The sequence below is a fragment of the Acinetobacter sp. 778_lipA genome (assembly GCF_058242985.1).
Genome location: NZ_JBZAYT010000001.1, coordinates 4,312,990 through 4,337,237 on the forward strand (window position 1 = coordinate 4,312,990; position 24,248 = coordinate 4,337,237).

Annotated in this window: 22 protein-coding genes; 12 read left to right on the top strand and 10 right to left on the bottom strand. The window is 37.9% G+C overall.

Going from position 1 to position 24,248, the window contains the following annotated elements; translation table 11 throughout:
* The first annotated feature begins 133 nt into the window (after positions 1–133).
* From AC4CUY_RS20430 to bamJ (AC4CUY_RS20450), 5 genes are all read left to right on the top strand, one after another.
* Positions 134–1,228 (top strand): polysaccharide biosynthesis/export family protein, encoded by a 1,095-nt coding sequence (locus AC4CUY_RS20430; RefSeq protein WP_419360108.1) that lies wholly within the window; start codon positions 134–136, stop codon positions 1,226–1,228.
* A gap of 1 nt (position 1,229) precedes the next feature.
* Complete coding sequence (locus tag AC4CUY_RS20435; RefSeq protein ID WP_419360110.1) at positions 1,230–1,658, top strand: low molecular weight protein-tyrosine-phosphatase; 429 nt, start codon at positions 1,230–1,232, stop codon at positions 1,656–1,658.
* Between the two features lie 21 nt (positions 1,659–1,679).
* On the top strand, positions 1,680–3,875 hold the full coding sequence (locus AC4CUY_RS20440; RefSeq protein WP_490774623.1) for a polysaccharide biosynthesis tyrosine autokinase: 2,196 nt from the start codon (positions 1,680–1,682) through the stop codon (positions 3,873–3,875).
* 191 nt (positions 3,876–4,066) lie between these two features.
* Complete coding sequence (gene bamJ / locus AC4CUY_RS20445; protein WP_333664539.1) at positions 4,067–4,774, top strand: BamJ family beta-barrel-assembly machinery protein; 708 nt, start codon at positions 4,067–4,069, stop codon at positions 4,772–4,774.
* A 46-nt stretch (positions 4,775–4,820) separates the two neighbouring features.
* Complete coding sequence (bamJ, locus tag AC4CUY_RS20450) at positions 4,821–5,510, top strand: BamJ family beta-barrel-assembly machinery protein (protein ID WP_419360115.1); 690 nt, start codon at positions 4,821–4,823, stop codon at positions 5,508–5,510.
* 691 nt (positions 5,511–6,201) lie between these two features.
* Here the strand turns inward: bamJ (AC4CUY_RS20450) and murJ are convergent.
* Both murJ and ampD read right to left on the bottom strand, forming a co-directional pair.
* Complete coding sequence (gene murJ, locus AC4CUY_RS20455; protein ID WP_419360116.1) at positions 6,202–7,752, bottom strand: murein biosynthesis integral membrane protein MurJ; 1,551 nt, start codon at positions 7,750–7,752, stop codon at positions 6,202–6,204.
* A gap of 88 nt (positions 7,753–7,840) precedes the next feature.
* Positions 7,841–8,413 carry a 1,6-anhydro-N-acetylmuramyl-L-alanine amidase AmpD gene (gene ampD / locus AC4CUY_RS20460; protein ID WP_490774624.1) on the bottom strand — a complete coding sequence of 191 codons (573 nt, stop codon included), beginning with the start codon at positions 8,411–8,413 and terminating at the stop codon, positions 7,841–7,843.
* A gap of 488 nt (positions 8,414–8,901) precedes the next feature.
* On the opposite strand from ampD, the gene nadC reads away from it, so the two are divergent.
* The 3 genes from nadC to AC4CUY_RS20475 all read left to right on the top strand — a co-directional run bounded on the left by nadC (position 8,902) and on the right by AC4CUY_RS20475 (position 13,112).
* Entirely contained in the window at positions 8,902–9,747 is an 846-nt protein-coding gene (nadC, locus tag AC4CUY_RS20465) for a carboxylating nicotinate-nucleotide diphosphorylase (RefSeq protein WP_490774625.1), read from the top strand.
* A gap of 152 nt (positions 9,748–9,899) precedes the next feature.
* Positions 9,900–11,063, top strand: coding sequence for a DUF2135 domain-containing protein (locus tag AC4CUY_RS20470; RefSeq protein ID WP_336953821.1), 1,164 nt, complete (start codon positions 9,900–9,902; stop codon positions 11,061–11,063).
* Positions 11,064–11,234: 171 nt separating this feature from the next.
* Positions 11,235–13,112: an LTA synthase family protein gene (locus AC4CUY_RS20475; protein WP_419360123.1), complete on the top strand. Its 1,878-nt coding sequence runs from the start codon at positions 11,235–11,237 to the stop codon at positions 13,110–13,112.
* Between the two features lie 14 nt (positions 13,113–13,126).
* On the opposite strand, the gene AC4CUY_RS20480 is transcribed toward AC4CUY_RS20475, so the two are convergent.
* The 7 genes from AC4CUY_RS20480 to AC4CUY_RS20510 all read right to left on the bottom strand — a co-directional run bounded on the left by AC4CUY_RS20480 (position 13,127) and on the right by AC4CUY_RS20510 (position 20,089).
* A complete protein-coding gene (locus AC4CUY_RS20480) occupies positions 13,127–13,291 on the bottom strand; it encodes an ABZJ_00068 family colistin stress protein (RefSeq protein WP_336953823.1) in 165 nt (54 codons plus the stop codon).
* Positions 13,292–13,522: 231 nt separating this feature from the next.
* Complete coding sequence (locus AC4CUY_RS20485) at positions 13,523–15,703, bottom strand: phosphocholine-specific phospholipase C (RefSeq protein ID WP_419360125.1); 2,181 nt, start codon at positions 15,701–15,703, stop codon at positions 13,523–13,525.
* 20 nt (positions 15,704–15,723) lie between these two features.
* Positions 15,724–15,852 carry a hypothetical protein gene (locus tag AC4CUY_RS20490; protein WP_262087376.1) on the bottom strand — a complete coding sequence of 43 codons (129 nt, stop codon included), beginning with the start codon at positions 15,850–15,852 and terminating at the stop codon, positions 15,724–15,726.
* Between the two features lie 219 nt (positions 15,853–16,071).
* Entirely contained in the window at positions 16,072–16,788 is a 717-nt protein-coding gene (gene rph / locus AC4CUY_RS20495; protein WP_004723527.1) for a ribonuclease PH, read from the bottom strand.
* Positions 16,789–17,045: 257 nt separating this feature from the next.
* The gene (locus AC4CUY_RS20500; RefSeq protein WP_166783564.1) at positions 17,046–17,573 is read right to left on the bottom strand and encodes a hypothetical protein; all 528 of its coding nucleotides are present in this window, start codon (positions 17,571–17,573) and stop codon (positions 17,046–17,048) included.
* A 235-nt stretch (positions 17,574–17,808) separates the two neighbouring features.
* Entirely contained in the window at positions 17,809–18,948 is a 1,140-nt protein-coding gene (locus AC4CUY_RS20505) for a fatty acid desaturase family protein (RefSeq protein ID WP_419328491.1), read from the bottom strand.
* Between the two features lie 118 nt (positions 18,949–19,066).
* Positions 19,067–20,089 (bottom strand): ferredoxin reductase, encoded by a 1,023-nt coding sequence (locus AC4CUY_RS20510; RefSeq protein WP_336953827.1) that lies wholly within the window; start codon positions 20,087–20,089, stop codon positions 19,067–19,069.
* Positions 20,090–20,263: 174 nt separating this feature from the next.
* Between AC4CUY_RS20510 and AC4CUY_RS20515 the strand changes: the two genes are divergently transcribed.
* On the top strand, positions 20,264–20,908 hold the full coding sequence (locus AC4CUY_RS20515) for a TetR family transcriptional regulator (RefSeq protein ID WP_336953828.1): 645 nt from the start codon (positions 20,264–20,266) through the stop codon (positions 20,906–20,908).
* Between the two features lie 74 nt (positions 20,909–20,982).
* Here AC4CUY_RS20515 and AC4CUY_RS20520 read toward each other — a convergent pair whose 3' ends face one another.
* A complete protein-coding gene (locus tag AC4CUY_RS20520; protein ID WP_336953829.1) occupies positions 20,983–21,600 on the bottom strand; it encodes a thiol:disulfide interchange protein DsbA/DsbL in 618 nt (205 codons plus the stop codon).
* Between the two features lie 229 nt (positions 21,601–21,829).
* Between AC4CUY_RS20520 and ubiG the strand changes: the two genes are divergently transcribed.
* The 3 genes from ubiG to AC4CUY_RS20535 all read left to right on the top strand — a co-directional run bounded on the left by ubiG (position 21,830) and on the right by AC4CUY_RS20535 (position 24,219).
* On the top strand, positions 21,830–22,543 hold the full coding sequence (gene ubiG / locus AC4CUY_RS20525) for a bifunctional 2-polyprenyl-6-hydroxyphenol methylase/3-demethylubiquinol 3-O-methyltransferase UbiG (RefSeq protein WP_336953830.1): 714 nt from the start codon (positions 21,830–21,832) through the stop codon (positions 22,541–22,543).
* Positions 22,540–23,214 carry an HAD family hydrolase gene (locus AC4CUY_RS20530; protein ID WP_336953831.1) on the top strand — a complete coding sequence of 225 codons (675 nt, stop codon included), beginning with the start codon at positions 22,540–22,542 and terminating at the stop codon, positions 23,212–23,214. The genes ubiG and AC4CUY_RS20530 overlap by 4 nt, the downstream gene beginning before the upstream one ends.
* Before the next feature lie 258 nt (positions 23,215–23,472).
* Entirely contained in the window at positions 23,473–24,219 is a 747-nt protein-coding gene (locus tag AC4CUY_RS20535; RefSeq protein ID WP_419819816.1) for a YciK family oxidoreductase, read from the top strand.
* Positions 24,220–24,248: the final 29 nt, after the last annotated feature.

The window sequence follows — 24,248 nt, forward strand, 5'->3', positions numbered from 1 at the left end:
TTATAAATGAAAAAGCTATTAGATACATTCCTACATACATTTTTATGATACCCAACCTGCCTTTTTTAGCTTACAATTCACTTTCAAGATGAGACTTTAAGCAACAACGCAATATAAAATAAGGGTTTTGAATGTGAAGTATCCGTACACATCACTGTTGACAATTTTAGCGATTTCGTTTTCTGGTTGTGCGATCACGTCAGGACTTCAAACCTATGATCTGCCTGAGCAAGGCCACTATAAAACTGATCAGGGCGCCGAACTTTCAGTTGTACAACTGAATCAAAATAATATTCCAATTTTAAATACAACTAGCCAATTAAGTTCAAATAATCTTGTATCATTATTTAATAACCCACAAAATATTTATCGTTTAAGTGCTGGAGATGTGCTTTCAATTCAGCTTTGGGCGTACCCTGAAATTACCCCACCAATCCAGGATGCAACCAACATTAAAGCTGTGGGTTACCCGATTGATCCGAATGGCAATGTCCAATTACCTTTAGTAGGGTCAGTGCGTATTGCAGGTAAAACTTTAGCGGAGACTAATCGCTTTTTACATCAGCAATTTTCAAAATACCTTAAACATCCTGATGTTGTGGTTCGCGTGCTTTCTTATGAAGGACGTCGTTATTTTGTCAATGGTCAAGTCATGCGTAGTGGCCAATATACTTTAAATGACCAACCAATCAGTATTTATACTGCATTGGGTCAGGCAGGTGGTATAGATACTAAAACAGGTGATACCACCAATATCCAACTGATCAGAAACGGGCAGACCTATAATCTGAATACCATTCAGCTCGAAAAACAAGGATTGTCTCTGCATCAATTATTAATCCAACCCAATGACACGATTTTTGTGAATACTAAACAAGATCAAAAACTCTATGTCATGGGTGAATCAAGCCGTAGCCAAGCGTTGACTCTTCGCGATCAAGGGATGACCTTAAGTGATGTACTTGGTGAAAGTGAAGGGATTAACCCAACTTCAGCAAGTGCTGCACGTATTTATGTAATGCGTACTGACCTTAGCACCAAGCAGTCTACAATTTATCATCTGAATTTAAGCAGTTTAGGTAATTTAGCCTTAGCCAATCAATTTGCCATGCAAAAAAATGATATTGTTTATATTGATGCTACAGGGTTAACCCGTTGGCAACGGATTATGAATCAAGTGATTCCATTCTCAAGCGCTCTATATAGCTTTGATCAATTGGGTAAATAGAATGCAGATTCAAAACATCTTGGTGGTTTGTGTTGGCAATATTTGCCGTAGCCCAATGGCAGAGTTTTTTTTAAAGCAAAGCCATCCTAATCTAAAAATAGAATCCGCAGGGCTTGCTGCCATGGTTGGTCATTCAGCCGATAATAAAGCCATTGCTTGTATGGATGGTTTAAATATTGATATGCGTTCACATGTTGCACGACAAATCAATGCAGAATTGATCAAGAAAGCTGATCTCATCCTAGTGATGAGTAAAAACCAATTACAACATATTGAACAAAAGTGGCCTTTTGCTAAAGGAAAAGTATTTCGTTTAGGGCATTGGCAAGCTCAAAATGTGCCAGATCCATATCAACATGATCAAGCTTTTTTTGATGAAACATGTAAAAATATCCAAGCTTATGCCAATGACTGGCAATCACATCTATAAATTTTAATTAGTTGTTTACCTATGAACCAAAATTCAAAAACTAATGATGATACGATTGACTTAAAAGAGTTATTCTTCTCTTTAATCGCTCAATGGAAAGTGATTGCGCTTTGTGTCATTTTATCCTTAATCTGCGCGCTACTTTATTTACGTGTAACATCACCTGTCTATTCTACAGATGCACTGGTTCAAGTTGAAGATGGAAAAAGTGCTGCCTCTGCTGCTCTTATGGGGGAACTCAAAGATGTTGCTGGTGGCTTGGGGCAAAAGTCTCCTGCTGATGCTGAAATAGAAATCTTAAATTCGCGGCTTGTACTTGGAAAAGTGATAAAGAATTTGAATTTAGATATTCAAATTCAAGACAATGTAGATACTTTCTTTCATAAATTAGTATCCAAAGAAAAATCTAAACTTAGCTATAGTGCCAAAGCAGTTGATTTTCAAAAGAATCAGTCTAATTTTTCTATTTTAAAGCTAGATATTCCAGAATATTATTATGATAAAAAACTCACTTTAAAATTTATAGATAAGAAACAATTTAGTTTAGCTTATAAAGATCAAGTTGTATTTCAAGGCACACTCAATCAGCTTAACCAATCTCAAGACAATAAAGGATTGTGGTCGGTTCAAATTAATAGTTTAAATCCTTTTCAACAAGACTTTACCATCACTAAACTTTCTCTCCCTTCAGCTGTCAAATTAATTCAAACAAGTTATTCGGTGGCTGAAAAAGGAAAAATGACAGGAGTCATTGGCCTCAGTTATAACGGAAATGATCAACAGCATATTACTCAGGTTCTCAACAATATTCTGAGCGTTTACCATGAACAGAATATTGAACGTAAAAGCTTAGAGTCTAAACAAACCTTAAGTTTTCTGGATCAGCAACTGCCAGAGTTGAAACAGCAACTTGAAGAATCCGAGATTAAATTTAATAAATTCCGCGAACAATACAATACCGTTGATGTCACTCAAGAATCAGAGTTGATGCTAAAGCAAAATGTTGAATTGGAGAAAATGCGGATAGAGTTAAAGCAAAAACAAGCTGAATATTCTGCGAAGTATACTCCTGATCATCCACTGATGACTGAAATTAATGCACAGCTTGCTGCGATTGATAAAAAATCAACTGAGCTTAACCAAGCCATTAAACGTTTACCTGAAACCCAACGCTTATATTTACAACTGTATCGTGATGTTAAAGTCAATACCGAACTTTACACCTCATTATTAAATAGTTACCAACAATTAAAAATTGTGAAAGCGGGTGAAATCGGTAATGTTCGTATCATTGATACTGCCGTAGAACCTGTTAAACCAATTAAACCAAGAAAATTGATTGTGTTAATTCTTTCCATTTTTGTTGGTGGCTTTATTGGAGTAATGATTGCATTACTACGTAATATGCTTTCATCGGGTATTAAAGATTCAAGTCGTATTGAAAATGAACTTGATCTCCCTGTATATGCCACTGTACCCCGCTCTCCGATTCAAGAAAGCCGAGTACAATTGCTGAAAAAGAAAAAGTCGATTCCTATTCTTGCGGCTAAAAATAGTGAAGACATTGCCATTGAAAGCTTGCGTAGCATTCGAACTACGATTCACTTTGCTTTAAATAAAGCAAAAAATAATATTATTGCCATTTCAGGACCCGCTCCAGAAATTGGTAAATCATTTATCTCGACCAATTTGGCCGCGATTTTTGCTCAAGGAAATAAAAGAGTTTTACTCATTGATGCCGATATACGCAGAGGCTATTTACATAAATATTTCAGTCATGACACTTCACCAGGTTTGACTGAGTACTTAGCAGGTCAAAACACTATTGAACAATGTATTGTTCATTCAAACACTGTAAACAATTTAGATTTTCTGCCACGTGGTAAAAATCATAGTCATGCTGCTGAAATGCTCGGTTCCAATCGTCTTAGCGAATTATTGGAACAGCTTTCTCAGCAATATGATCATATTATTATCGATACACCGCCTATCTTGGCAGTAACGGATGGCATCATTATTTCTCAATTTGCTGGTGTAAACCTTGTTGTTGCACGTTATGCAAAAACTCAGATGAAAGAACTTGAATTAACCATCAATCGCTTTGAACAAGCAGGAAGCAAAGTGAATGGTATTATTCTCAATGATGTTCGAGCAACCGCTGGAGGTAATTATGGCTATAATTATGCTTATGCCTACACCGCCTCTAAAGATGATTGATATCGAATGAGTAGCAAAAAAGCCAGATTGAATCTGGCTTTTTTGTGCCGAGTTTTTAAACAATATAACTGTATATTTTTAGTTGTCATCATCAGATAACTATATCGTTTACGATGAAGAAGTTATATGCTTGAGCAGATTATGCTAATGATCAAATTAGCCTCTTAAAAGATTAAAATTTGGAAATTTTTATGAGTAAAGCCTTACCCATCGCAATTGCTGTAATCTTAGGTGGTGCTGCACTTGTACCTGTTTATTATGCATCTCAACATCCTGCTGATGTAAACAGTCATTCAATGTCAAAAAATGCTAAACCTGTAGAAAAAATTAGTTATGCACTTGGTTATGAAGTTGCGAGCCAAACCCCACCGGAAGTCGATGTGAATACATTTATCAGTGGTATTCGTGATGGTCATGCTAAAAAACAACGTGCCTATACAGATGAAGAATTACAAGCTGCGTATGTTGACTTCCAAAAAGAAATGCAACAAAAGCAATTACAACAAAGCAAACAAACAGCTTCATCAAATGACTCATTCTTAGCTGAAAATGCGAAAAAAGAAGGTGTTAAAACAACAGCCTCAGGATTGCAATATAAAATCACCAAAGAAGGTACAGGTAAACAGCCTGCTGCTACTTCACAAGTCACAGTACATTACAAAGGTCAGTTGTTAGACGGCAAAGTATTTGACAGTTCGTATGATCGTGGTCAACCCGTTGAGTTCCCTTTAAATCAAGTGATTCCTGGTTGGACTGAAGGTTTACAACTGATGAAAGAAGGTGGAAAAGCAACCTTATATATCCCTGCAAAATTGGCTTATGGTGAACAAGGTGTTCCGGGCACGATTCCTCCAAACAGCACTTTAATTTTTGATGTTGAACTTGTTAAAGTGAAATAACATTTAAGAAAAGGAGAGATTTACTCTCCTTTTTTGGATTTAAATTATGAAAAAAACACTTATTGTGCTTAGTCTTAGCATGCTGAGTACAGCAGCTTTCTCAGCACCGATTAACAATAAAAGCTCCCAACAAGATCAACTGGGTTATAGCTATGGTTATGTCATGGGCCGTACCAATGCTGACACCTTAAAACAAATTAATTTAAATGCCTTTATCCAAGGGATTAAAGAAGGTTCTACGGGTCAGAAAGCAAGCTTAACTGATGAAGAAATGGCAAAAGCACTTGCACAATATAAACAGCAAACTGAAGCAAAACAAATGCTTGAGTTTAAGCAAGCTGCAGATGTAAACGCCAAACAAGGCGAAGCTTTTCTTGTAGAAAATGCGAAGAAAGCAGGTGTGATTACTCGCCCAAGTGGTTTGCAGTATAGTGTTTTACAACAAGGCACTGGAAAATCGCCCTCTGCAAAATCTAAAGTCTCTGTAAACTATGAAGGTCGTTTATTGGATGGGACTGTATTCGACAGTTCTTTTGCACGGAATGAAGCTGTTGAATTTCAAGTTAGCCAAGTAATTCAAGGATGGACTGAAGGTTTACAACTGATGAAAGAAGGCGCGAAATATCGTTTCTTTATTCCAGCAAAACTTGCCTACGGCGAGATTGGTGCGGGTGATGCGATTGGCCCAAACAGCACATTAATTTTTGATGTAGAACTATTAAAAGTTTTACCTTAGTTTCAATGCTAAATAGTTTTAAAAATAAAAAGCATCGCTCAATTGCGATGTTTTTTATGCTCTAATAAAAAATCTTATCGCATTTCATAGACGTAAATTCATTCCTTGGTCAAACTTACAGTACTGTATCTTATATTCATAGTCAAACCAGCTAATTATTCACACAAGTGATTTCTATCAAGTTACTGATTATAAACTAAGCTTATGTTTTTATATGAACTTTTAGAAACTGTTGTTATCAATTCATTTTTTTACTTTTGAATCATAGATGATTATCCTACCGTGGGGCGACATGGATGTCGCCGTTGGGCGGGGGTACAGGACGTACCCCTCGCCTAACATGAGCAAAAACAAAGCACTGCTTTGTTTGCAGCGCAAGGTTTGGCATCCTCTACGAAAAGTGAGACATCGCCTGCGCAAAGGTATTTAAACGTTAAATGTAAGGTGTGGCATTGCAAGATTTTTTATAATTAAATAATTTATTTTTCCATTTAGTTGATTTAATTGAAAATATTAATTAAAAGAAATTATGTTCTTGTGTCTGAGTTTTTGACAGGTTAACTATAGAATTTAAATTCTATCCCACACGATGGTGACATCCTTGTCACCATGCGCTAGATACATCACTTATGCATGAATGATGCTCAAAATAAAAGCTGTCTCATTTATATTCTGTTGATTGGTCTTAATTTTAGTGTTTTAAATGTCTTGGTCTAAAACCTGCTGCGAGCAGAGCAATACCATAAGCTACAATACCCACCACACATAACCCGATAACTTCAAGAATTCGAAGCCATTGCGACGCTGTACCATCATACCAATTTAAAGCAAACCATAGCGCACCAATCATCACGATATTAGCTATGGCAAATTGAAGGAATAATTTTTTCCAGTGCGCGCCAAAACGGAAAATATTTTTCTTATGTAAATAAAAATATAACATCCCAGCATTGACCAAAGCTGAACCTGAAGAAGCAATCGCTAAGGCCATATGCTCAGCTTGCCAATCAATCAATTTAAAAATACCAATAAAGATAATATTTAAAATCGCATTGGCTGCAACAGCCATTAAGCCGACACGTACAGGGGTTTTGGTGTCCTGAATGGCATAAAAGCCTGGTGCAAAAACTTTAATCAACATAAATGCCAGTACACCACCACTCATACATTGCAGTGCCATAGCGGTCATTTGCGTATCACGTGCATCAAAAGCACCATGCTGGAAAAGTGCTTGAATAATTGGCGTAGATAACATGAACAAAGCAATACTGGCTGGCACACCCACCAAGACAATCACACGAGCTGCCCAGTCTAACATTCTACGGAACTTGGCCTGATCTTGTTCTGCTTTACTCACAGAAAGAGACGGAAGAATCACGGTACCAATGGCAACACCAATCAATCCAAGTGGCAACTCGGTCATGCGTTCAGCACTATATAACCATGACACCGAGCCATCTTGCATGAATGATGCCCAGATTGTATTTAACAATAAGTTAATCTGAGTGACTGATACACCAAACAAAGCGGGTAACATCAGTTTTAGAATCCGATCTACACCTTCATGTTTAAAATCAACTTTAGGTGGAATCAGTAATTTTTTATTCCATAATTCAGGGATTTGAATGGCAAGTTGTAAAACCCCTGCTGCAACCACAGCCCAGCCTAAAGCCATGATCGGTTGAGCCATATGCGGGGCTAACCACCAAGCACCAGCAATCATTGCCACGTTGAGTAATACAGGCGAAAACGCTGGAGAAGCAAAAGACCCATAACTATTTAAAATACTGCTGGCAAATGCAGTCAATGACATAAACATCAGATAGGGAATCGTTAAACGAAACATATCTACAGCCAGATCAAATTTTGCAGGATCATTATGAAAACCCGGTGCATAGACATACAAGATCACAGGCGCAATAATCATACTGATTAAAGTTAACAACGACATCACCATTAACAAACAGCCAAACACACGACTAATGAGAATCTGTACTTCTGCATGCAGTTTTGTGGTTTTATATTCGGTGAGTACAGGAATAAAGGCTTGTGAAAAAGCCCCTTCTGCAAATAAACGCCTGAAAAAATTGGGAATACGAAAAGCAACCACAAAGGTGTCAAAATCCTTACCTGCCCCAAACACATTGAGCAAAACCATATCTCTGACTAAGCCCAAGACTCGTGACAACATGGTCATTGCACTGACAATAAAGGTGGATCGCCACAGCGCCATCGTATTCACCTAGTTAAAATAAAGTCGCTATTGTAATTAAATATTCTTAAAATTGCGTTGTTAAATCATAACCAGACGCTTATTTACTTCACTTGTTCTATCTTAATTTTTTCTGATTCAAACTTTCTCTAAACTGCTGCCATTGAAAATGTGGTCCAGGATCAGTTTTTCGTCCTGAAGCAATATCAGAGTGCCCTGTTAAATGATGATCAGTTTTCGGATAAGCGTGTTGCAAAGTGGCAACCACATCAACCAGTTGTTGATATTGGATAGCTTCAAAATCGCGATCATCACTTCCTTCAAGTTCAATGCCAATTGAATAGTCATTACACTCAACTTTACCCAGATAAGCTGAACGTCCTGCATGCCAAGCCCGATCATTAAAATTAACAAACTGGATAATTTCACCAGTTCGTAGAATCAATAAATGTGCAGAAACCTGCATACCCTCGATGGTTTGGAAATAAGGATGTACTGACCAATCCAGTTGATTTTGAAAAAACTGTTCAATATAACCTCCACCGAACTGTGAAGGGGGCAAACTAATATTGTGAATCACAATCAGCTGAATCTCTGTATTTTCAGGACGTTGATTATAGTTGGGTGATGGGACTTGTCTTGCGCCAATCAATTGACCATTTATGACCTGAAACTGCGGTGCAGATTGCATATCTTATTCCTACAGGATTTTTCTATTTTCAATAAAGCTGATTTTCAATATTTTAGTGTACTCTCGGGTCTGTTGACAATTCGTCTATGTTTGCGACGACGAGTATTTTTTAGGCGATACAAGGCACGAAATACGAAATTTAGTGATTCTAAATGATGAGAAACATCGTTTCGCAAGGTAACATGTAGTGGCAAAAAAGACTCTAGTCCTCAGCTTCGACTTTCACTGCGAATAAAGTAATGCTTTGTTCTTGTTCAAGTTATGACTAAAATCATCTCAGTTTCCGTTATGAAACTTAAAAATAGTCTCACTATTCTCATTCATATTTTACGATGTATACGTCTCGTGCTTAATTTGAACCTACAACGCAAACTATTTATGAAATGTTAACAGATCCTAATCTATATAAAATAAAAACTTCTTCAAACTTGCAATGACAGTGCTAATATATCGCTCAGTTTTTAAGGGTGACTAAAATAGGGATATCCATGAGCATACCTGAATCTTTGCTTGAACAATCTATTCAAATTAATATTCAACAAGCACTCCAAGAAGATATTGGCGATGCTGATATTACTGCCCTACTCACACCAGAAGATGAGCAAGCGACTGCCACGATCATTTCGCGTGAAGATATGGTCTTGGCGGGACAACCTTGGGTCGATGCGCTGATTAAAGCGTATGATCCAAGCGTACAGATTACTTGGCTTAAAAATGATGGTGACTGGGTCAAAGCCAATGAAACCATTTATAAATTGGCAGGTTCTGCGCGTAGTTTGCTGACTGTTGAGCGTCCTGCATTAAACTTTGTGCAAACCTTGTCTGCAGTCGCAACCAAAACGGCTGAATATGTAAAATATCTAGAAGGTACAGCAACCAAATTATTAGATACACGCAAAACTTTGCCGGGTTTACGGATTGCACAAAAGTATGCAGTTGCTGTAGGTGGCGGTCAAAACCACCGCCTTGGTTTATTTGATGCGTTCTTAATTAAAGAGAATCACATCATGGCTGCCGGTGGTATTGCTCAAGCAATTGCCAAAGCGCATCAAATCGCACCAGGTAAGCCTGTTGAAGTCGAAGTTGAAACATGGGATGAACTGAATCAAGCACTTGAAGCCAAAGCCGATATCGTCATGCTAGATAATTTTAGCCAACAACAAATGATTGATGCGGTTAAACATGTTGCAGGGCGCTGTAAATTAGAAGCTTCTGGAAATATAACTCTTGAGAATTTAAGTGAAGTTGCACAAACAGGTGTTGACTATATTTCGATGGGTGTATTGACTAAAGATGTTAAAGCGATTGATTTATCTATGCGTTTTAATGCCTAATCACTCAATCATATTCGGTCATAAAGCAGTATCAATATACTGCTTTTTTTATTACAAAATATAACGATGAGTCAATAAATAATCAGCTAATTTTATGCAAAAGACCTTCTAAATAACAATCAAATTACGTGTACCAACAAAAGAGATAAACAATGAAAAAACATATTTTATATTCATCACTATTCACATTATCTATTCCGATCCTGAGCCATGCAGACACAGTCAATGTGCATGTGTTAAGTGCAACAGTCAAAGATCAAAATATTGCTAATGCTGAAGTAATTTTGCAAAAAAATGGTGAACGCTCTGCATCAAGCTCTACCAATACAAGTGGCCGAGCTTCAGTCAATAGTAATACTACAAACAATTCAGATGATTTACTGATTATCAAAAAATCAGGTTATTCAACACTGGTTGCAAAATGCCCATGTGATGGCATGACCTACGCCTTAAGTCCGGTACTCAAAGATCTCAACAGTATGCGAATTGTACTGAATTGGGGGCAAAACCCTTTAGATCTCGATTCACACTTAAGTTATAAAAATCAGCATGTATATTGGGACAGTAAACAAGGTTTGGCTGCAAATCTGGATGTGGATGACACCGACTCTTATGGTCCTGAAACCGTCACGATCGATAAACGTTTAGAAGGTCAATATTATGTGTATTCAGTACATGACTTTTCTGATCGCACTCAACCAACTACGACCAATTTATCCAATAGCCAAGCCAAAGTCATGGTGTATGCGGGTGAATCACTGATTCGTTCTTATTATATTCCAACTGGTCAAACCGGGAATTTATGGACTGTATTCCGCATTAGCCCTGAAGGTGAAATTCAAGACATCAATCGTATTTCAGGAACTACGGTTAACGCAAGCCAAGTGGGTTCAACAGTATCAAATTATCAAAATCAAACCACTCGGGTAAATATTGTTCCTGTCTCAGCCGATGCGCAAAAAAGAGCCAAGACACTTAATTTAAGTGCAGATAAAGCCTATCAAAACAACCAGATTGAACAAGCTGCCATGCTCTATCAACAGTCTATCGACTACAATCCAAATGTTGGCCAGACCTATAGTAATCTTGCCGTTGCTTATCAAAAGCTCAATCGTTCCTCAGAAGCTTTATGGGCAAATCAAAAAGCCATTGCTTTGGCAACCAATAACAATACCAAAGCTTATTCTCACTATAATATGGGTAAAATCTATGAAAATAATCAAGATTATGCCCAAGCTAAGCAACATTACCAATTGGCAAATCAATACAAACCAAGCGCGACTTATGATGAAGCGATACAACGTGTAAGCCAGTAAAAAAATTGCCCAAAGGATATCTACATTCTTTGGGCAACTTTGATGCTTTAGTTTGCTATTTTTTATTGATTAGTTTTAATTTTGCTTACAAAACAACCAGTTTTTACATAGAAAAGCCGTCTGAATAAGCCTATAATCTTTGGCTTCCAATACATTCCTGTAATTAGGCCAATGAAGACTTTGAAACAACAAGTTTTGTTTTTACTTGTCGCTTTTTTATCTGTATTTGCTTTTTTCTTATACCAAGAAGATATCACGCGTTTCTTTCAATTACGTGACATCTATCTAAAACCACGTCTGTATAAATATGGCTTTTCAATTCTCTTAAACTACGCCTTTATTAGTTTATTTTATTTAATTTTAAGAAAAACCTTTGCGACCATTTTACTCAGTCAATTTATTATTTTTTTGCTGAGCTTTATCAATATCAAGAAAGAGCAATATCTTTCTGCGAGTTTGGTTCCTAGTGATTTTTTATTATTTAAAGAAACCTTTATCGCCTCTCCAATCATGCTCAAAATTGCGGTCTTTGCAGCAATTGCTGTGTTTATTGGACTATTTGTATTTCTCTATAAAAAAGAGAAATTAGGGACAAAGCCGCTCCTCCTGACAAATAGCATTTTATCTTTTGCTATCCTTGGCTTCTTTATCACTGCGAACTTTAAAAATAATTTTAGTGAAGCGTGTGCCAATGCAGCAAAAAATTCAATTTGCCAATATGCAAAATATTTACCCAATACCCGTGGTGACTGGATCGGTGATCATTTAACCATTAAATACTTAGGTTTTTCGACCTTCTTTTTTTCCAAAACCGTAGATGGCTTAAACAATAAAATTTTCCAAACACAAGTTGTTCCTGAAGAAAAAGTTGCTGCTTTTTATCAACCAGTGACGGTTGAGCATGATGAAGAACCTATAGCGAATCTAGCATCAGATGATCAGTCACAACAAAAGTTATTGCCAAATATCGTTTTTGTGATGAGCGAGTCGCATTGGGATGCCACAAAATTAGATAGAAGCATTCCACGTAACATCACCCCAACAATTACTAAAAATCAGGTTTCTAGCTTATTGTCTCCAAGCTTTGGAGGAGGAACTGCTAACGTTGAGTTTGAAGTTTTAACCAGCCTAAATACCTATTTAAATCATAATGAATTGGCTTATGTATCAAAATTAAAACGCCCAACCTATTCATTACCAATGTACTTAAATACATTGGGTTATGAAACAACTGCAATGCATAACAACGGCAAATATTTTTATAACCGTAGCGCAGTTTATCAAAATCTAGGTTTTAACCGTTTTACTTCAATTGAAAATATGATCAACATGGCTGATCGCGCCAAATATATCAATGCTGCGGGTTGGGCTACTGATGATTTGATTTATAACAGCATTGAAAATCAGCTTAATAATACCGACAAACCTCAATTTATCTATGCCATCAGTGTTGAAAATCATCCAATGTATAGTGATGATCGCTTTGGTAAAGACCATTTTAAAATCACTAAAGATGGTGTGAGTGAAAACAGTAAACGTGCACTGAACACTTATTTAACGGGTATGCAACGTGCTGATGATAAATTTAAAACCCTGATTGAGCATGTCAAACAGCTTGATCGCCCAACAATTGTGATTTTCTTTGGTGACCATTTACCCAACTTACAAAGCGTTTACGATGAGTATGGCTTCTTTAAATCAGAGCAAGAAAAAGCTGAGAAAAAAGATGTGCGCTTCTTTGAAACACCACTTGCAGTTTGGGCAAATTTCCCGATTGATCAAAAGCAATTTAAAGGGCCTTTTGTGGCAGCACATTTCTTAGCACCCAAAGTATTAGAAGCTGCACATATTCCTCTTTCACCTTACTATGCTTTTGTAAATAAGGTGAGCGCTTGTTATACAACCGTTCATCAGACAGGTACGCAAACACAAAAATCTTGTGAATTTAACCAAGCTGAGATTCTACAACAGTATAAAGACATGAATATGGATGTGTTAAATGGTAAGAATTTCACTTATCAGACGTTAAAATCAAAAGCTGAAAGCTAGTCCTGTCCAAATGATTAAGAAGGTTCTCCAGAGTCTTCTTGATCATGCTGTCGTTCAGCCTGTTGTTGCGGTTCATTATTTTTTGCGTCAAATTCTTTGCTTTCGAAATCTTCACGGCGTGGATCTCCAGCCATCAATACAAAGGTAATCACCGCGAATAGAACAATGAGTATTTTCATAAACCTGCCATTTGCTAAAATTTTAAATATTCTAAATATCGGCTGATGAAAAGATTTGTAGAGTCTGTATACGAAACAAGGGATTTCAGCTGATTTATGTATCTATTGAGATAAATAGATGATTGGAATCTTAATCATGTAAGTTTGCGCAAATTATGTGAGCATTTATCAACTCAAAAATAAGGTGCAAAGCGCACCTTATTTAAATCATAAAAATTTAGCTATTTAAAATTAAGATTCTATGAATCCCATATAAGGGTCAGAAAATGAGTCTTTACCCGTTTCAATACGCCCAGCAAAACGGCGTTTAAAGGTGCTATCACCGTCTATTGTCACAGTAAAATCATACCAACCACCGAAATCAGACATATTCCAATTCAACTCCTTTTCTGTAGAAGCAGTTTCGATATTCCATGTCTTATTGGGTAGATAAGCATTGGCTTTCACCGTCAATTTTGCTGTTTTCGCAGCGTCATTACGAACTTTTAAATAGAGTTTAGGATCACACTCTTCAACACATACACGCACTTCTGGCAATGCATCTATTTGTGCAGACTTGACTAAATCTCCTGCAAAGCCACGATGGAAGCCATTTGGACCCAACACCCATAAATCGTATAGTCCATTTGAAGTGTTCCATACATCGTCCAATTGTTTACCTGCTTCAACCATATAACGACGAGGAATTGCGTCTAAATTCAATTTGTCGTAAACATGGAAAACTGCGGCATGTGTTCCTGTATTGGAGAACATTAACTTCACCGTTTTTGTTGCCACATCAACTTTCGCACTACTATGTAAAATATAAGGTAATGCCCGAGACAATCGTGTTCCTAACTCTTGAACAGGATAGACCTGACTTAAAGGACGGGAAACCGGCGGCAATAGCGCTTGCGCATTACGAATCGCATCTGCATCATTCTTGGTTTTTTTACCCATCAAGTCCGAAATAGCGGTGGTATTTGGATTTTTAAAGTCAAAAGCTGTTGTTAAATCACCACATACAGCACGGCGATATGGACTAATATTCGGTTCTTGCACGCCAAAACGTTGCTCTAAGAAACGAATAACAGACGAATGATCAAAAACCTGTGAATTTACCCAACCACCACGGCTCCACGGAGAAATCACATACATGGGTACGCGTATTCCTGGACCATAGACTCCCACACCATTGCTGACTTTAGGATCAGTAAAGTTAGGTTGCCCTGCTGAAGCTTTAGGATGCGTAGCGTATTCATATGAGATTTGTTCATCACTCAAGGTGGTTTTACCTTGCATCACACCTGAAGCGTCTTTTGAAGGTGCACTTGGTGAAGGAACGTGGTCAAAAAAGCCATCATTTTCATCAAAGTTGACCAATAAAACCGTTTGACTCCAAATCGCAGGGTTTTCCGTTAAAGCATTTAAAACTTCCTGAATGTACCAAGCACCTTGTACAGGGCTTGATGGTCCTGGATGCTCACTATAGGCTGCAGGTGCAACCATCCAGCTGACTTGAGGTAATTGACCTTTGGCAATATCATCTTTAAATGAAGCGAGAAATCCGCCATCAGGCATCGTATTGGCAATCCCTTTATACAACGGTTGTATTGCATCAATGGCAGGATCATAAGCAGGACACGTGCTGTCATTGTTTACAGGTTTACCTGATAATTCATTGGCACGGCGATATTGTTTAAAACCAGCCAAAGGATTGTCGGTAAAGTTATCTGGCATATTTTGATAAACTTTCCACGTCACACCCGCTTGTTGTAGGCGCTCAGGATAGGTTGTCCAATCATAGCCTGTGCTTGATGCACCAATACTGTCTAAGTCATTGACGACACTGGCAACACCCGCAGCTTTAGGACCATTTGAACCTGTCCATAAGAACATACGATTCGAATTGGTTCCAGTATGCATTGCACAATGATATGCATCACACAGGGTAAAGGCGTTGGCAAGTGAGAACTGAAATTCAACTTCTTTTTGTTTGTAATATCCCATAGATTGGGGTTGTTTATATTGTACCCAATTGCCCATACGGCCATGGTTCCAAGCAAATTGCCCATCTGTCCATGAGTGTGGCGTACCGCTAACACGTTGTGCATTGCCACGCGTGCTGTCTAAATGATAGGGAAAGATTTTATTCTTATCTTTATCGTATTGTTCCCAAATCTTACGGTTATCGGATAGCGGAATGGTAAAACGATCACCAAACCCACGAACACCCTTTAATGTTCCAAAATAATTATCAAACGAGCGATTTTCTTGCGTCAAAATGATGACATGTTTTACATCTTTAATCGTGCCTGTTTCGACTTTGGCGTCAATGGCTAAAGCTTTTTGGATGCTGGCTGGAAAGCTGGCTAAAGCGGCTGTACCAAATATTGTTTTTGTTGAATTGACTAAAAAATCACGACGGTTCATCTCTATTTCCTTATTTTTTATTATGGTGCGCAATGTACTTTACAAGCAGCGGGTGGCTGTGGATTCGTCGTTGAGCTTTCATTATCATCATTACAAGCACTGAGTAAGACACTCAGACTGGTCACTAAAATCAGCAAAAAATTTCGCATTGTCCTATCCATGAAATAAAGGTAGGGATAGTCAATACAACTGCTATGACGCTAGAGTGAAGTTTTTATGGCAGTTTGATGAATATTTTTTAAAAAATGATGAATATCAAATATTTGTTTTAATTTATAAATAAGCGACTTAGGTTAAAACAATTTTATGCAATAAAAAACGCATCCGAAGATGCGTTTTGTTTATAAAAATATATCAATATTTTAGAATTACCAACCAAGCGCTTCTTGTTGTTTTTTTACCAATTCCTGAATACCTTTTTCAGCCATTTCAAGCATTGCATTGGACTGAGCGCGGGTAAATGGTTTTTCTTCTGCAGTCCCTTGAATTTCAATAAACTCACCTGCTTGAGTCATCACCACATTCAAGTCTGTTTGACAGTTAGAATCTTCTTCATAGCAAAGATCAAGCAATACTTCATCTTGATACATGCCGACAGAAATCGCAGCAACAAGCCCTTTTAATGGATCATGCTTAATTTTCTTTTTCTCAAGAAGTACATTCATAGCATCAATTAATGCAACCGCAGCACCCGTAATTGCAGCAGTACGTGTACCACCATCTGCCTGAATCACATCGCAGTCGATGGTAATGGTGTTTTCACCCAATTTTTTCAAATCCACCATTGCACGTAAGCTACGACCAATCAAACGTTGAATTTCTTGAGTACGACCAGATTGCTTACCGCGAGCAGCTTCACGGTCGCTACGTGTATGGGTAGAACGTGGCAACATACCGTATTCCGCAGTCACCCAACCTTGGCCCTGACCCTTTAAGAAACGTGGCACTGAATTGTCAATACTTGCAGTACACAGCACTTTTGTATGACCAAATTCAACCAATACTGAACCTTCCGCATAACGGGTGTAGTTACGGGTAATTTTAACTTCACGTAATTGATCTAATGCACGTTGGTCGATACGCATAGCTTGTCCTTATGGGATTCAAAAAATATTGCGACTTATTATAACAGATCCAAGAGAGATGGTTTTGTTACAAGATGGTGGTTTTTGAAATTGCTCGCTAAATCTATATGTGGTGACTTAAATAAACGTCTATACAAAAAGATAGATATACAAACCACGTTTTAAAATTTTCGAAATTTAGCCAAAAATTTAAATGATGCTTATCAGCGTAAGCGACAACAACTTGTTGATACTTAAAGGCTGTATAAATGCATATATTAAAGACTATCTTGATTCCAAGTTTTATCTAAGTCTTTTAGGTGATTATACGCTTGTTCAAACTCAGTAAAACTGAATGTCAGAGTGGGGACGGAACAAGGGTTTTCCCAAATAACAGATGTTATAACATCATGTATATATCCCCATGCTAGTCCAAACCGAATCCACTTGACTTCAGTTTGAGTAACGACTTGCTCTACCATGATGACACTACATCCAAGATCTAAATCATCGGGACAAACTAAAAGAGGAACAACCGTTGAGACAGCACCATATTCAGAAAATTCAGGTTTAAGAAGCTTCCAAGCATTACTTAAGGCTTTATTATCTTCATAATCATATAGCCATCCTTGTGCTGGGACTAAATTATCTGCACGTTCAATGATATTAGTATTTCCGTGTATCCATATATTTAGCGGAATATTGTCAATTGCAAGAATAGGAAATGATTTTGAGTGACCATTTGCATCATGAACGCATCCGCTAATCGGATGTTCGCTTAAAGGGATGGCTGAAATGAAGTGCATATATTGATTAAGTACTTTCAAAAGATTCTAAAATCAACATAGCACAGCTTATACAAAAAATTAAAAATCACTGAATTTAAACATCACTTTAAAAGCAATAGAAGAACCTTATCTAACTCAATAAGGTTCTTCTAACAACAATTGATGATCTATTTTAAACAGCTATTGCACAAGTTGAATGAAGCAAAATAAGTACCTCAGCAACACCAATGCTTACACATCGCAAAAACTTTGTTTAAGCAAAAATACCCTTCAACTTTTGTAAAGACTGAGTAATGGTGGTTGTTAAACTATTTGGCAAAGAGCATTTGGCTAAACGAACCCATACACTGCCAAACTGTTTCATGAAATCTGCTTCATTATAGTTGATGCCATATTCCGCACATAAAGCTCTAATTTTTGGAGCAGCTTCTGAATAACGATTGGCAGGCATATCAGGGAACAAATGATGTTCAATCTGATGACTTAAATTCCCACTTAAAATATGCAACCAGTCTGTTCCAGTAAAATTACTAGAACCACGAATCTGACGTAAATACCATTCAGCACGGGTTTCATTTTCCACATTATCTGCTTCAAAAGTCTCTGCATCTTCAGTGAAGTGACCATTAAAAATCACCGCTGAAGACCACAAACTGCGAATCACATTAGCAATGGCATTCCCAGCTAAAACAGGTAAAGCATTGGGTCCTGCAATCACAGGAAAAAATACATAATCTTTTAGAATTTGACGACGGGCTTTTTTACGAAATTTTGCAGCATCTGCCCAAACCTGCTTCCAAGTTTTTGTTTTATAAATCAGCGCATCTTCCAAATGTAAATTTTGTAAGCCAACATACCATTCAAAAAACACCATCAATTGAATCGCTAAAGGAATATTAAACAAAAAACGCGGTTCCCATTTCTGTGATTCACTAACACGGAGTAAACCATAACCCACATCATGGTCTTTACCCACAATATTGGTATAGGTATGATGCACATAATTATGTGTGTATTTCCAATCATCACCTGTTGCCATGGTATCCCAGTCGTAATTTGCACCATTCAAACTTGGGTCATTTAACCAATCGAATTGACCATGCATAACATTATGACCCAACTCCATATTTTCCACGATTTTGGAAATGCCCAACAATCCTGTGCCCACCACCCAAACAGGTGGAATCCATCCGCCAAACATCAACATACCACGTGAAGCAATTTCACTATAACGGACAAAATTACGGATTTTATAAATATACTTGGCATCTTGTTCACCTAAACTGTCCATGATTTCACGGCGGATTTCATCAACACGGCGACCAAACTCTGCGGTTTGCTCTGGGTTTAAATGTTTCGATTTACTGTTTGGAAAAGTAACTGACATATTCATTGTCTTGCTCCTCAGCGCTTCATTTCTAGAAGCCTTAGCTGAATTTAGGTACAACTTCCTACGCCTAGGTTCAACAGACCGAGAAGTTGTTTAAATTTATTTAAATGATTGTTTTAATTTACAGATTAATAACCACAGGACTTATTGCTTGGCTGATACACAATTTGATCTGTGTATTTGAAGCATGGTCAATTTCTCCTGTCAGCATATTTTTGGTCGAACCACTCACTTTAGTACATGTACAAGTATTGCAGATCCCCATACGGCAACCATGAGTTGGCTTTAATCCCGCTTGTTCAGCGCTTTCAAGAAGATTTGATTTCGCAGCAAATTCTTGTTGTGAACGCAAAAACACCACGGGTTGTTCTTCTAAAGTTTCATCTACAGCGATCTGGAAAAATTCTTGTTTCAAACGATCTGCAATATTCAAATCTTGAAAAATTTGATTGATGCTTTGCATCATTGCACGAGCACCACACGCATAGCTTTGACGCTGTTGGAAATCAGGAACCAAACTTTCCAATAACTCGATAGTTAAATGCTGTTTTTGTTGCGCGGTATGAATATAGTGATAATTCAACAATGAATGTTGCTGATAAAGCTGTTCTAGATCTGCATGAAAAGCCTCATCACGACTAAAATAAATTAAATCAATTGGACGATTTGAATCTTTGAGTGCTTCAAGCAATAATGAATGGATTGCGGTAATTCCACTGCCTGACGCAATCAATAACAATGGCGATGCATCGGGAGCTAAAACAAAATCACCCTGAGCTTGTGACAGTTCAACAATGCTACCAAAAGCCATTTGGCTCAGCGCATTGGAGACTTTACCCTGTTGTTTTACAGCAATGATCATATCGCCATTATTCAAAAATTTAACCACAGAATAACTACGTTGTTGACGTACACCCGCAATTTCAACAGTTACAAGAACAGATTGTCCCGCTTTAAACTGTTGATGCTTAAAATTACGATTTGGACGTAATTGAATTTGATAAAAATCAGGGCTTAATGCACGAGTTTTAATAATCGTGGCTTTTACCTTTTTCCAAGCCCAAACAGGATTGATTTTTTCAGCGATAAAATCGACAAAATCCTCACGAACCCATTCTGGCTGATACTGCATATAGCTACTCATGTGACGTTCCTCTTTGTGCTTGCTATTTATTGAGTGAACAAACGTTCTTTTAGTGAACATATGTACACTATAATCATTTTTTAAATTCAGTCAACACCTGTACACTGACATTCGTCGTTTAATTTGTTTTTATTTTTGATAGACTCATCACAACAAAAATCTTTGGATACCAGAATGTCGATACGCGATGAACGAAAACAGCAAAGCCGTCAGGCTTTACTTGATGCTGCTTTAACCTTAAGCACTTCAGGTCGTTCATTTTCGAGTATCAGTTTGCGAGAAGTTGCCCGTGAAGTCGGTTTGGTCCCAACAGCGTTTTATCGCCATTTCCAAGATATGGATGAATTGGGGAAAGAACTGGTGGATCAAGTTGCGCTTTATTTAAAGAATGTCTTACACCAGTTAGGCAAAGGCCTAGCACATCCTGAAGCGAAAACCAAAACCAGCATGGTGCTGTTTTTTGAGGCGGTAGACAGCAGCTCGCAACAGTGGATTTTTATGATTGCGGAACGTTGGGGCGGTTCGGAAGTGGTGCGTAAAGCCATTTCCCGTGAAATTGACTTCCTGAATGATGATCTTGCCAACGCGTTAAAAAAGTTTGAAGTTATCGCAAATTTTCATGATGAAAATGATTTAAAAGTGATCACCAATATTTTGATTAATTTATCTTTTACTTGGGCAATGTCATGGATCAACTTATCTCGACAATACTCTGGCATAGAGCTTGAGTTGCAAAAAATGGTCCTTAAAAAACAATCGGTGACGCAAATCCGCTTAATTTTTAAAGGCATCGAAAATTGGGACCAAGATAGAGCTTAATTTATCTCCCAAACTCGCCTCTATATCACCCGCAATAAAAAACCCGCAATTGCGGGTTTTAAAAACATAAAAGCTTATTTGGCTTTACGTTCTTTATTGATGAGATAGTCAAGGACTTGCGTCACTTTACCGTCTTCACCTTGAACCACATATTTACCATTTACCACAACAGCAGGAACACCTGAAAGCTGATACTGTTGTGCCAATTGATTTGATTCAGCAATTTTTGCAGTAATCGCAAAAGAGCTATACATGCTGTTAAATTTCGCCTCAGGCACACCGTACTGAGTGAAGAATTTAGCAAAAGCATCTTTTTGTAGAACTTGCTGATTACCTGCATGATTGGTATGGAATAAAGGTAAATGCGTACGCTTACGTACACCCAATGCCTCACTCACATAATATGCTCGAGCACCTTGCTCCCATAATGGATTCATCGCTGCTGGGGTACGAATAAAGTTGACATCTTTAGGGATTTTCTTTAACCACGCTTGCATATGCGGTTCTAATGTAAAGCAGTGAGGGCATCCATACCAAAAAAACTCACGCACTTCAATTTTACCAGGAACAGAAACTTTTCCTGGATTTTGCACCACGGTATAATCTTTACCTGCAACAAAATCAGCAGCCATGGCGTTTGCAGAAAATGCCATTACCATGGCAGTCATGCCACCTAAAATAAATTTTTTCATTGACTTTATTGTCCTCGTCGTCATCTCGTATAGCTTATGCATTCACTATAAAACAAATATGGGAAAATCGTTTTCCTTCTGTGAAGTTTTTTACACGATTCATCGCTTTTTTTGGATTTATGGTTACACTAGGGTCTGTTGATATTTCATAAATAGACGAAGTGTTAACAAACACTAGCATAACTGAACTTAATTTTTGATTAAAACAATTTACTTAGAGGTGCCCGGCATGTCGCAACTTAATGTTGATCCACAGGAAATTGCTAAATTTGAAGCGCTTGCTGCTTTATGGTGGGATCAACACTCTGAGTTCAGACCTTTACATCAAATCAATCCACTGCGTTTAAACTGGATTGATGAACATGCCAACGGTCTTACAGGTAAAAAGATTCTTGATGTAGGATGTGGTGGTGGGATTTTGGCTGAAAGTATGGCACGTCGTGGCGCCAATGTTTTAGGTATTGACATGGGTGTAGCACCATTGAATGTCGCTCGCTTACATGCTGAACAGGAAAATGTTCAAAATATTGAATATCGCCAAGTCCCTGTGGAGCAACTCGCAGAAGAACAAGCAGGGCAATACGATATTGTTACATGTATGGAAATGTTGGAACACGTTCCTGACCCAGCTTCTATCATCCAAGCTTGTCAAAAGCTAGTTAAACCAAATGGTCATGTGTTTTTTTCAACAATTAATCGTAATCCAAAGTCTTATTTATTCGCAATTATTGGTGCGGAATATGTATTACGTTTATTGAAAAAAGGCACCCACGATTATCATAAATTTATTAAACCGTCTGAACTTGCTGATGACATTCGTAACTCAGGTTTAAAACTTAAAGATATGACCGGCTTACACTACAACCCACTCACAAAGCATTACTGGCTTGCGCCCAATGTTGATGTGAATTACATGGTTTATACTGTGAATGAAGGTGTTTGATGCAAGCTGTTCTTTTTGATTTAGATGGGACATTGATTGATACGGCTGCAGACTTTATCCGTATTATTCAAAATATGTGTCGAGAAGAAGGACGTGCAGTGGTTGATGCGGATTTGATCCGTACTCAGGTTTCTGAGGGTGCACGCGCAATGGTAAAACTGGTTTATCCAGAGCTTGAAGTGGATGATCCGATTTTTTTAGCACATCGTCAACGCTTTTTAGATCTGTATGGTGATGACATTGCTGTAGACACAGATCTGTTTGCTGGTATGTATCCTCTTCTGGCAGAGTTAGAAAGCCAGCAAATCCCATGGGGTATTGTGACCAATAAACCACGTTGGTTAAGTGAATCATTATTGAACGCATTGAACCTCACACAACGTTGCGCTGTTCTGGTGTGCCCTGAAGATGTCACTCAGACCAAACCAGATCCAGAGCCAATGTATCTAGCAGCAAAGCAAATTGATATTGCACCTGAACAATGTATCTATGTGGGTGATCATCCGCGAGATATTGATGCAGGACGTAATGCACAAATGTATACAATTCTCGCAGCTTATGGTTATTTACCATTACAGTACAAAGATGATTTAAATGCTTGGCAAGCCGACTGTATCGTAGGGAATGTTAATGAATTACATCAAGTTATTCGAAAACTTGTAGATATTTAAATCCCAAAAAATCATACAATTTACCTAACAACATGATAAGTAACACTGAAACATCTTGAATATGATGTTTCAATGTTTTTATATAGAACATAGGCTGGTTGGCAGTTCACTTATTTATAATGAGCAGTGCATTTCCAACAGTGCAAGCTAAGCCGTAAAAAATTTAATCATTCTAAATGATGAGAAACATTGTTTTATATGGTCAGGACATTGCGTCAAAAGCCTAAATTACATCATAACAATTATAGGAGGTCTCCCATGAAGTATTCAGAATATCAACCTCGCCCAGATTTATTGAAGGATAAAATTATCCTCATTACGGGTGCGGGAGACGGTATTGGACGTGCTGCTGCGCTCAGCTATGCCTTACACGGCGCAACAGTCGTGTTACATGGTCGCACGCTCAATAAACTTGAAGTCATTTATGATGAAATTGAATCACTTGGTGCCCCCCAACCTGCCATTCTTCCTTTGCAGCTTTCTACTGCCTCTTCACGTGACTATGAACTGCTTGTTGATACTCTAGAGCAACAATTTGGTCGCTTAGATGGTATTTTGCATAATGCTGGAATCTTAGGAGAGCGTGTTGAGTTGGCACATTATTCAGAAGATATCTGGGATGATGTCATGGCGGTGAATTTACGTGCACCTTTTGTGCTCACCCAAGAATTACTGCCTTTACTGGAAAAATCTGAAAATGCATCAGTCGTTTTCGCTAGCTCTGGTGTAGGACGTGAAGCACGTGCGCAATGGGGTGCTTACTCGGTTTCAAAGATTGCGATTGAAGCGGTCAGTAAAATATTTGCCAAAGAAAATACTTATCCAAATATTCGTTATAACTGTATCAACCCAGGTGGGACCCGTACCGCTATGCGTGCCAAAGCTTATCCTGATGAGGACCCAAAGGTTTTACCATCACCTGAAGCCATCATGCCTGCTTATCTCTACCTCATGGGAGATGATAGCCTTGCGTTGAATGGTGAGAGTATTGACGCACAGGATTAGCTCCATCTTTCTTTCTCCACGCTTTTCGA

Excerpts from the sequence above, each read along its gene's own strand:
- nadC (WP_490774625.1), top strand. The coding sequence starts at position 8,902 with ATGAGCATACCTGAATCTTTGCTTGAACAATCTATTCAAATTAATATT.
- AC4CUY_RS20475 (WP_419360123.1), top strand. The coding sequence starts at position 11,235 with ATGAAGACTTTGAAACAACAAGTTTTGTTTTTACTTGTCGCTTTTTTA.
- AC4CUY_RS20485 (WP_419360125.1), bottom strand. The coding sequence starts at position 15,703 with ATGAACCGTCGTGATTTTTTAGTCAATTCAACAAAAACAATATTTGGT.
- ampD (WP_490774624.1), bottom strand. The coding sequence starts at position 8,413 with ATGCAATCTGCACCGCAGTTTCAGGTCATAAATGGTCAATTGATTGGC.
- AC4CUY_RS20535 (WP_419819816.1), top strand. The coding sequence starts at position 23,473 with ATGAAGTATTCAGAATATCAACCTCGCCCAGATTTATTGAAGGATAAA.
- AC4CUY_RS20470 (WP_336953821.1), top strand. The coding sequence starts at position 9,900 with ATGAAAAAACATATTTTATATTCATCACTATTCACATTATCTATTCCG.
- AC4CUY_RS20480 (WP_336953823.1), bottom strand. The coding sequence starts at position 13,291 with ATGAAAATACTCATTGTTCTATTCGCGGTGATTACCTTTGTATTGATG.
- ubiG (WP_336953830.1), top strand. The coding sequence starts at position 21,830 with ATGTCGCAACTTAATGTTGATCCACAGGAAATTGCTAAATTTGAAGCG.
- bamJ (WP_333664539.1), top strand. The coding sequence starts at position 4,067 with ATGAGTAAAGCCTTACCCATCGCAATTGCTGTAATCTTAGGTGGTGCT.
- AC4CUY_RS20510 (WP_336953827.1), bottom strand. The coding sequence starts at position 20,089 with ATGAGTAGCTATATGCAGTATCAGCCAGAATGGGTTCGTGAGGATTTT.
- AC4CUY_RS20500 (WP_166783564.1), bottom strand. The coding sequence starts at position 17,573 with ATGCACTTCATTTCAGCCATCCCTTTAAGCGAACATCCGATTAGCGGA.
- AC4CUY_RS20440 (WP_490774623.1), top strand. The coding sequence starts at position 1,680 with ATGAACCAAAATTCAAAAACTAATGATGATACGATTGACTTAAAAGAG.
- AC4CUY_RS20505 (WP_419328491.1), bottom strand. The coding sequence starts at position 18,948 with ATGAATATGTCAGTTACTTTTCCAAACAGTAAATCGAAACATTTAAAC.
- AC4CUY_RS20515 (WP_336953828.1), top strand. The coding sequence starts at position 20,264 with ATGTCGATACGCGATGAACGAAAACAGCAAAGCCGTCAGGCTTTACTT.
- AC4CUY_RS20435 (WP_419360110.1), top strand. The coding sequence starts at position 1,230 with ATGCAGATTCAAAACATCTTGGTGGTTTGTGTTGGCAATATTTGCCGT.
- bamJ (WP_419360115.1), top strand. The coding sequence starts at position 4,821 with ATGAAAAAAACACTTATTGTGCTTAGTCTTAGCATGCTGAGTACAGCA.
- AC4CUY_RS20520 (WP_336953829.1), bottom strand. The coding sequence starts at position 21,600 with ATGAAAAAATTTATTTTAGGTGGCATGACTGCCATGGTAATGGCATTT.
- rph (WP_004723527.1), bottom strand. The coding sequence starts at position 16,788 with ATGCGTATCGACCAACGTGCATTAGATCAATTACGTGAAGTTAAAATT.
- AC4CUY_RS20490 (WP_262087376.1), bottom strand. The coding sequence starts at position 15,852 with ATGCGAAATTTTTTGCTGATTTTAGTGACCAGTCTGAGTGTCTTACTC.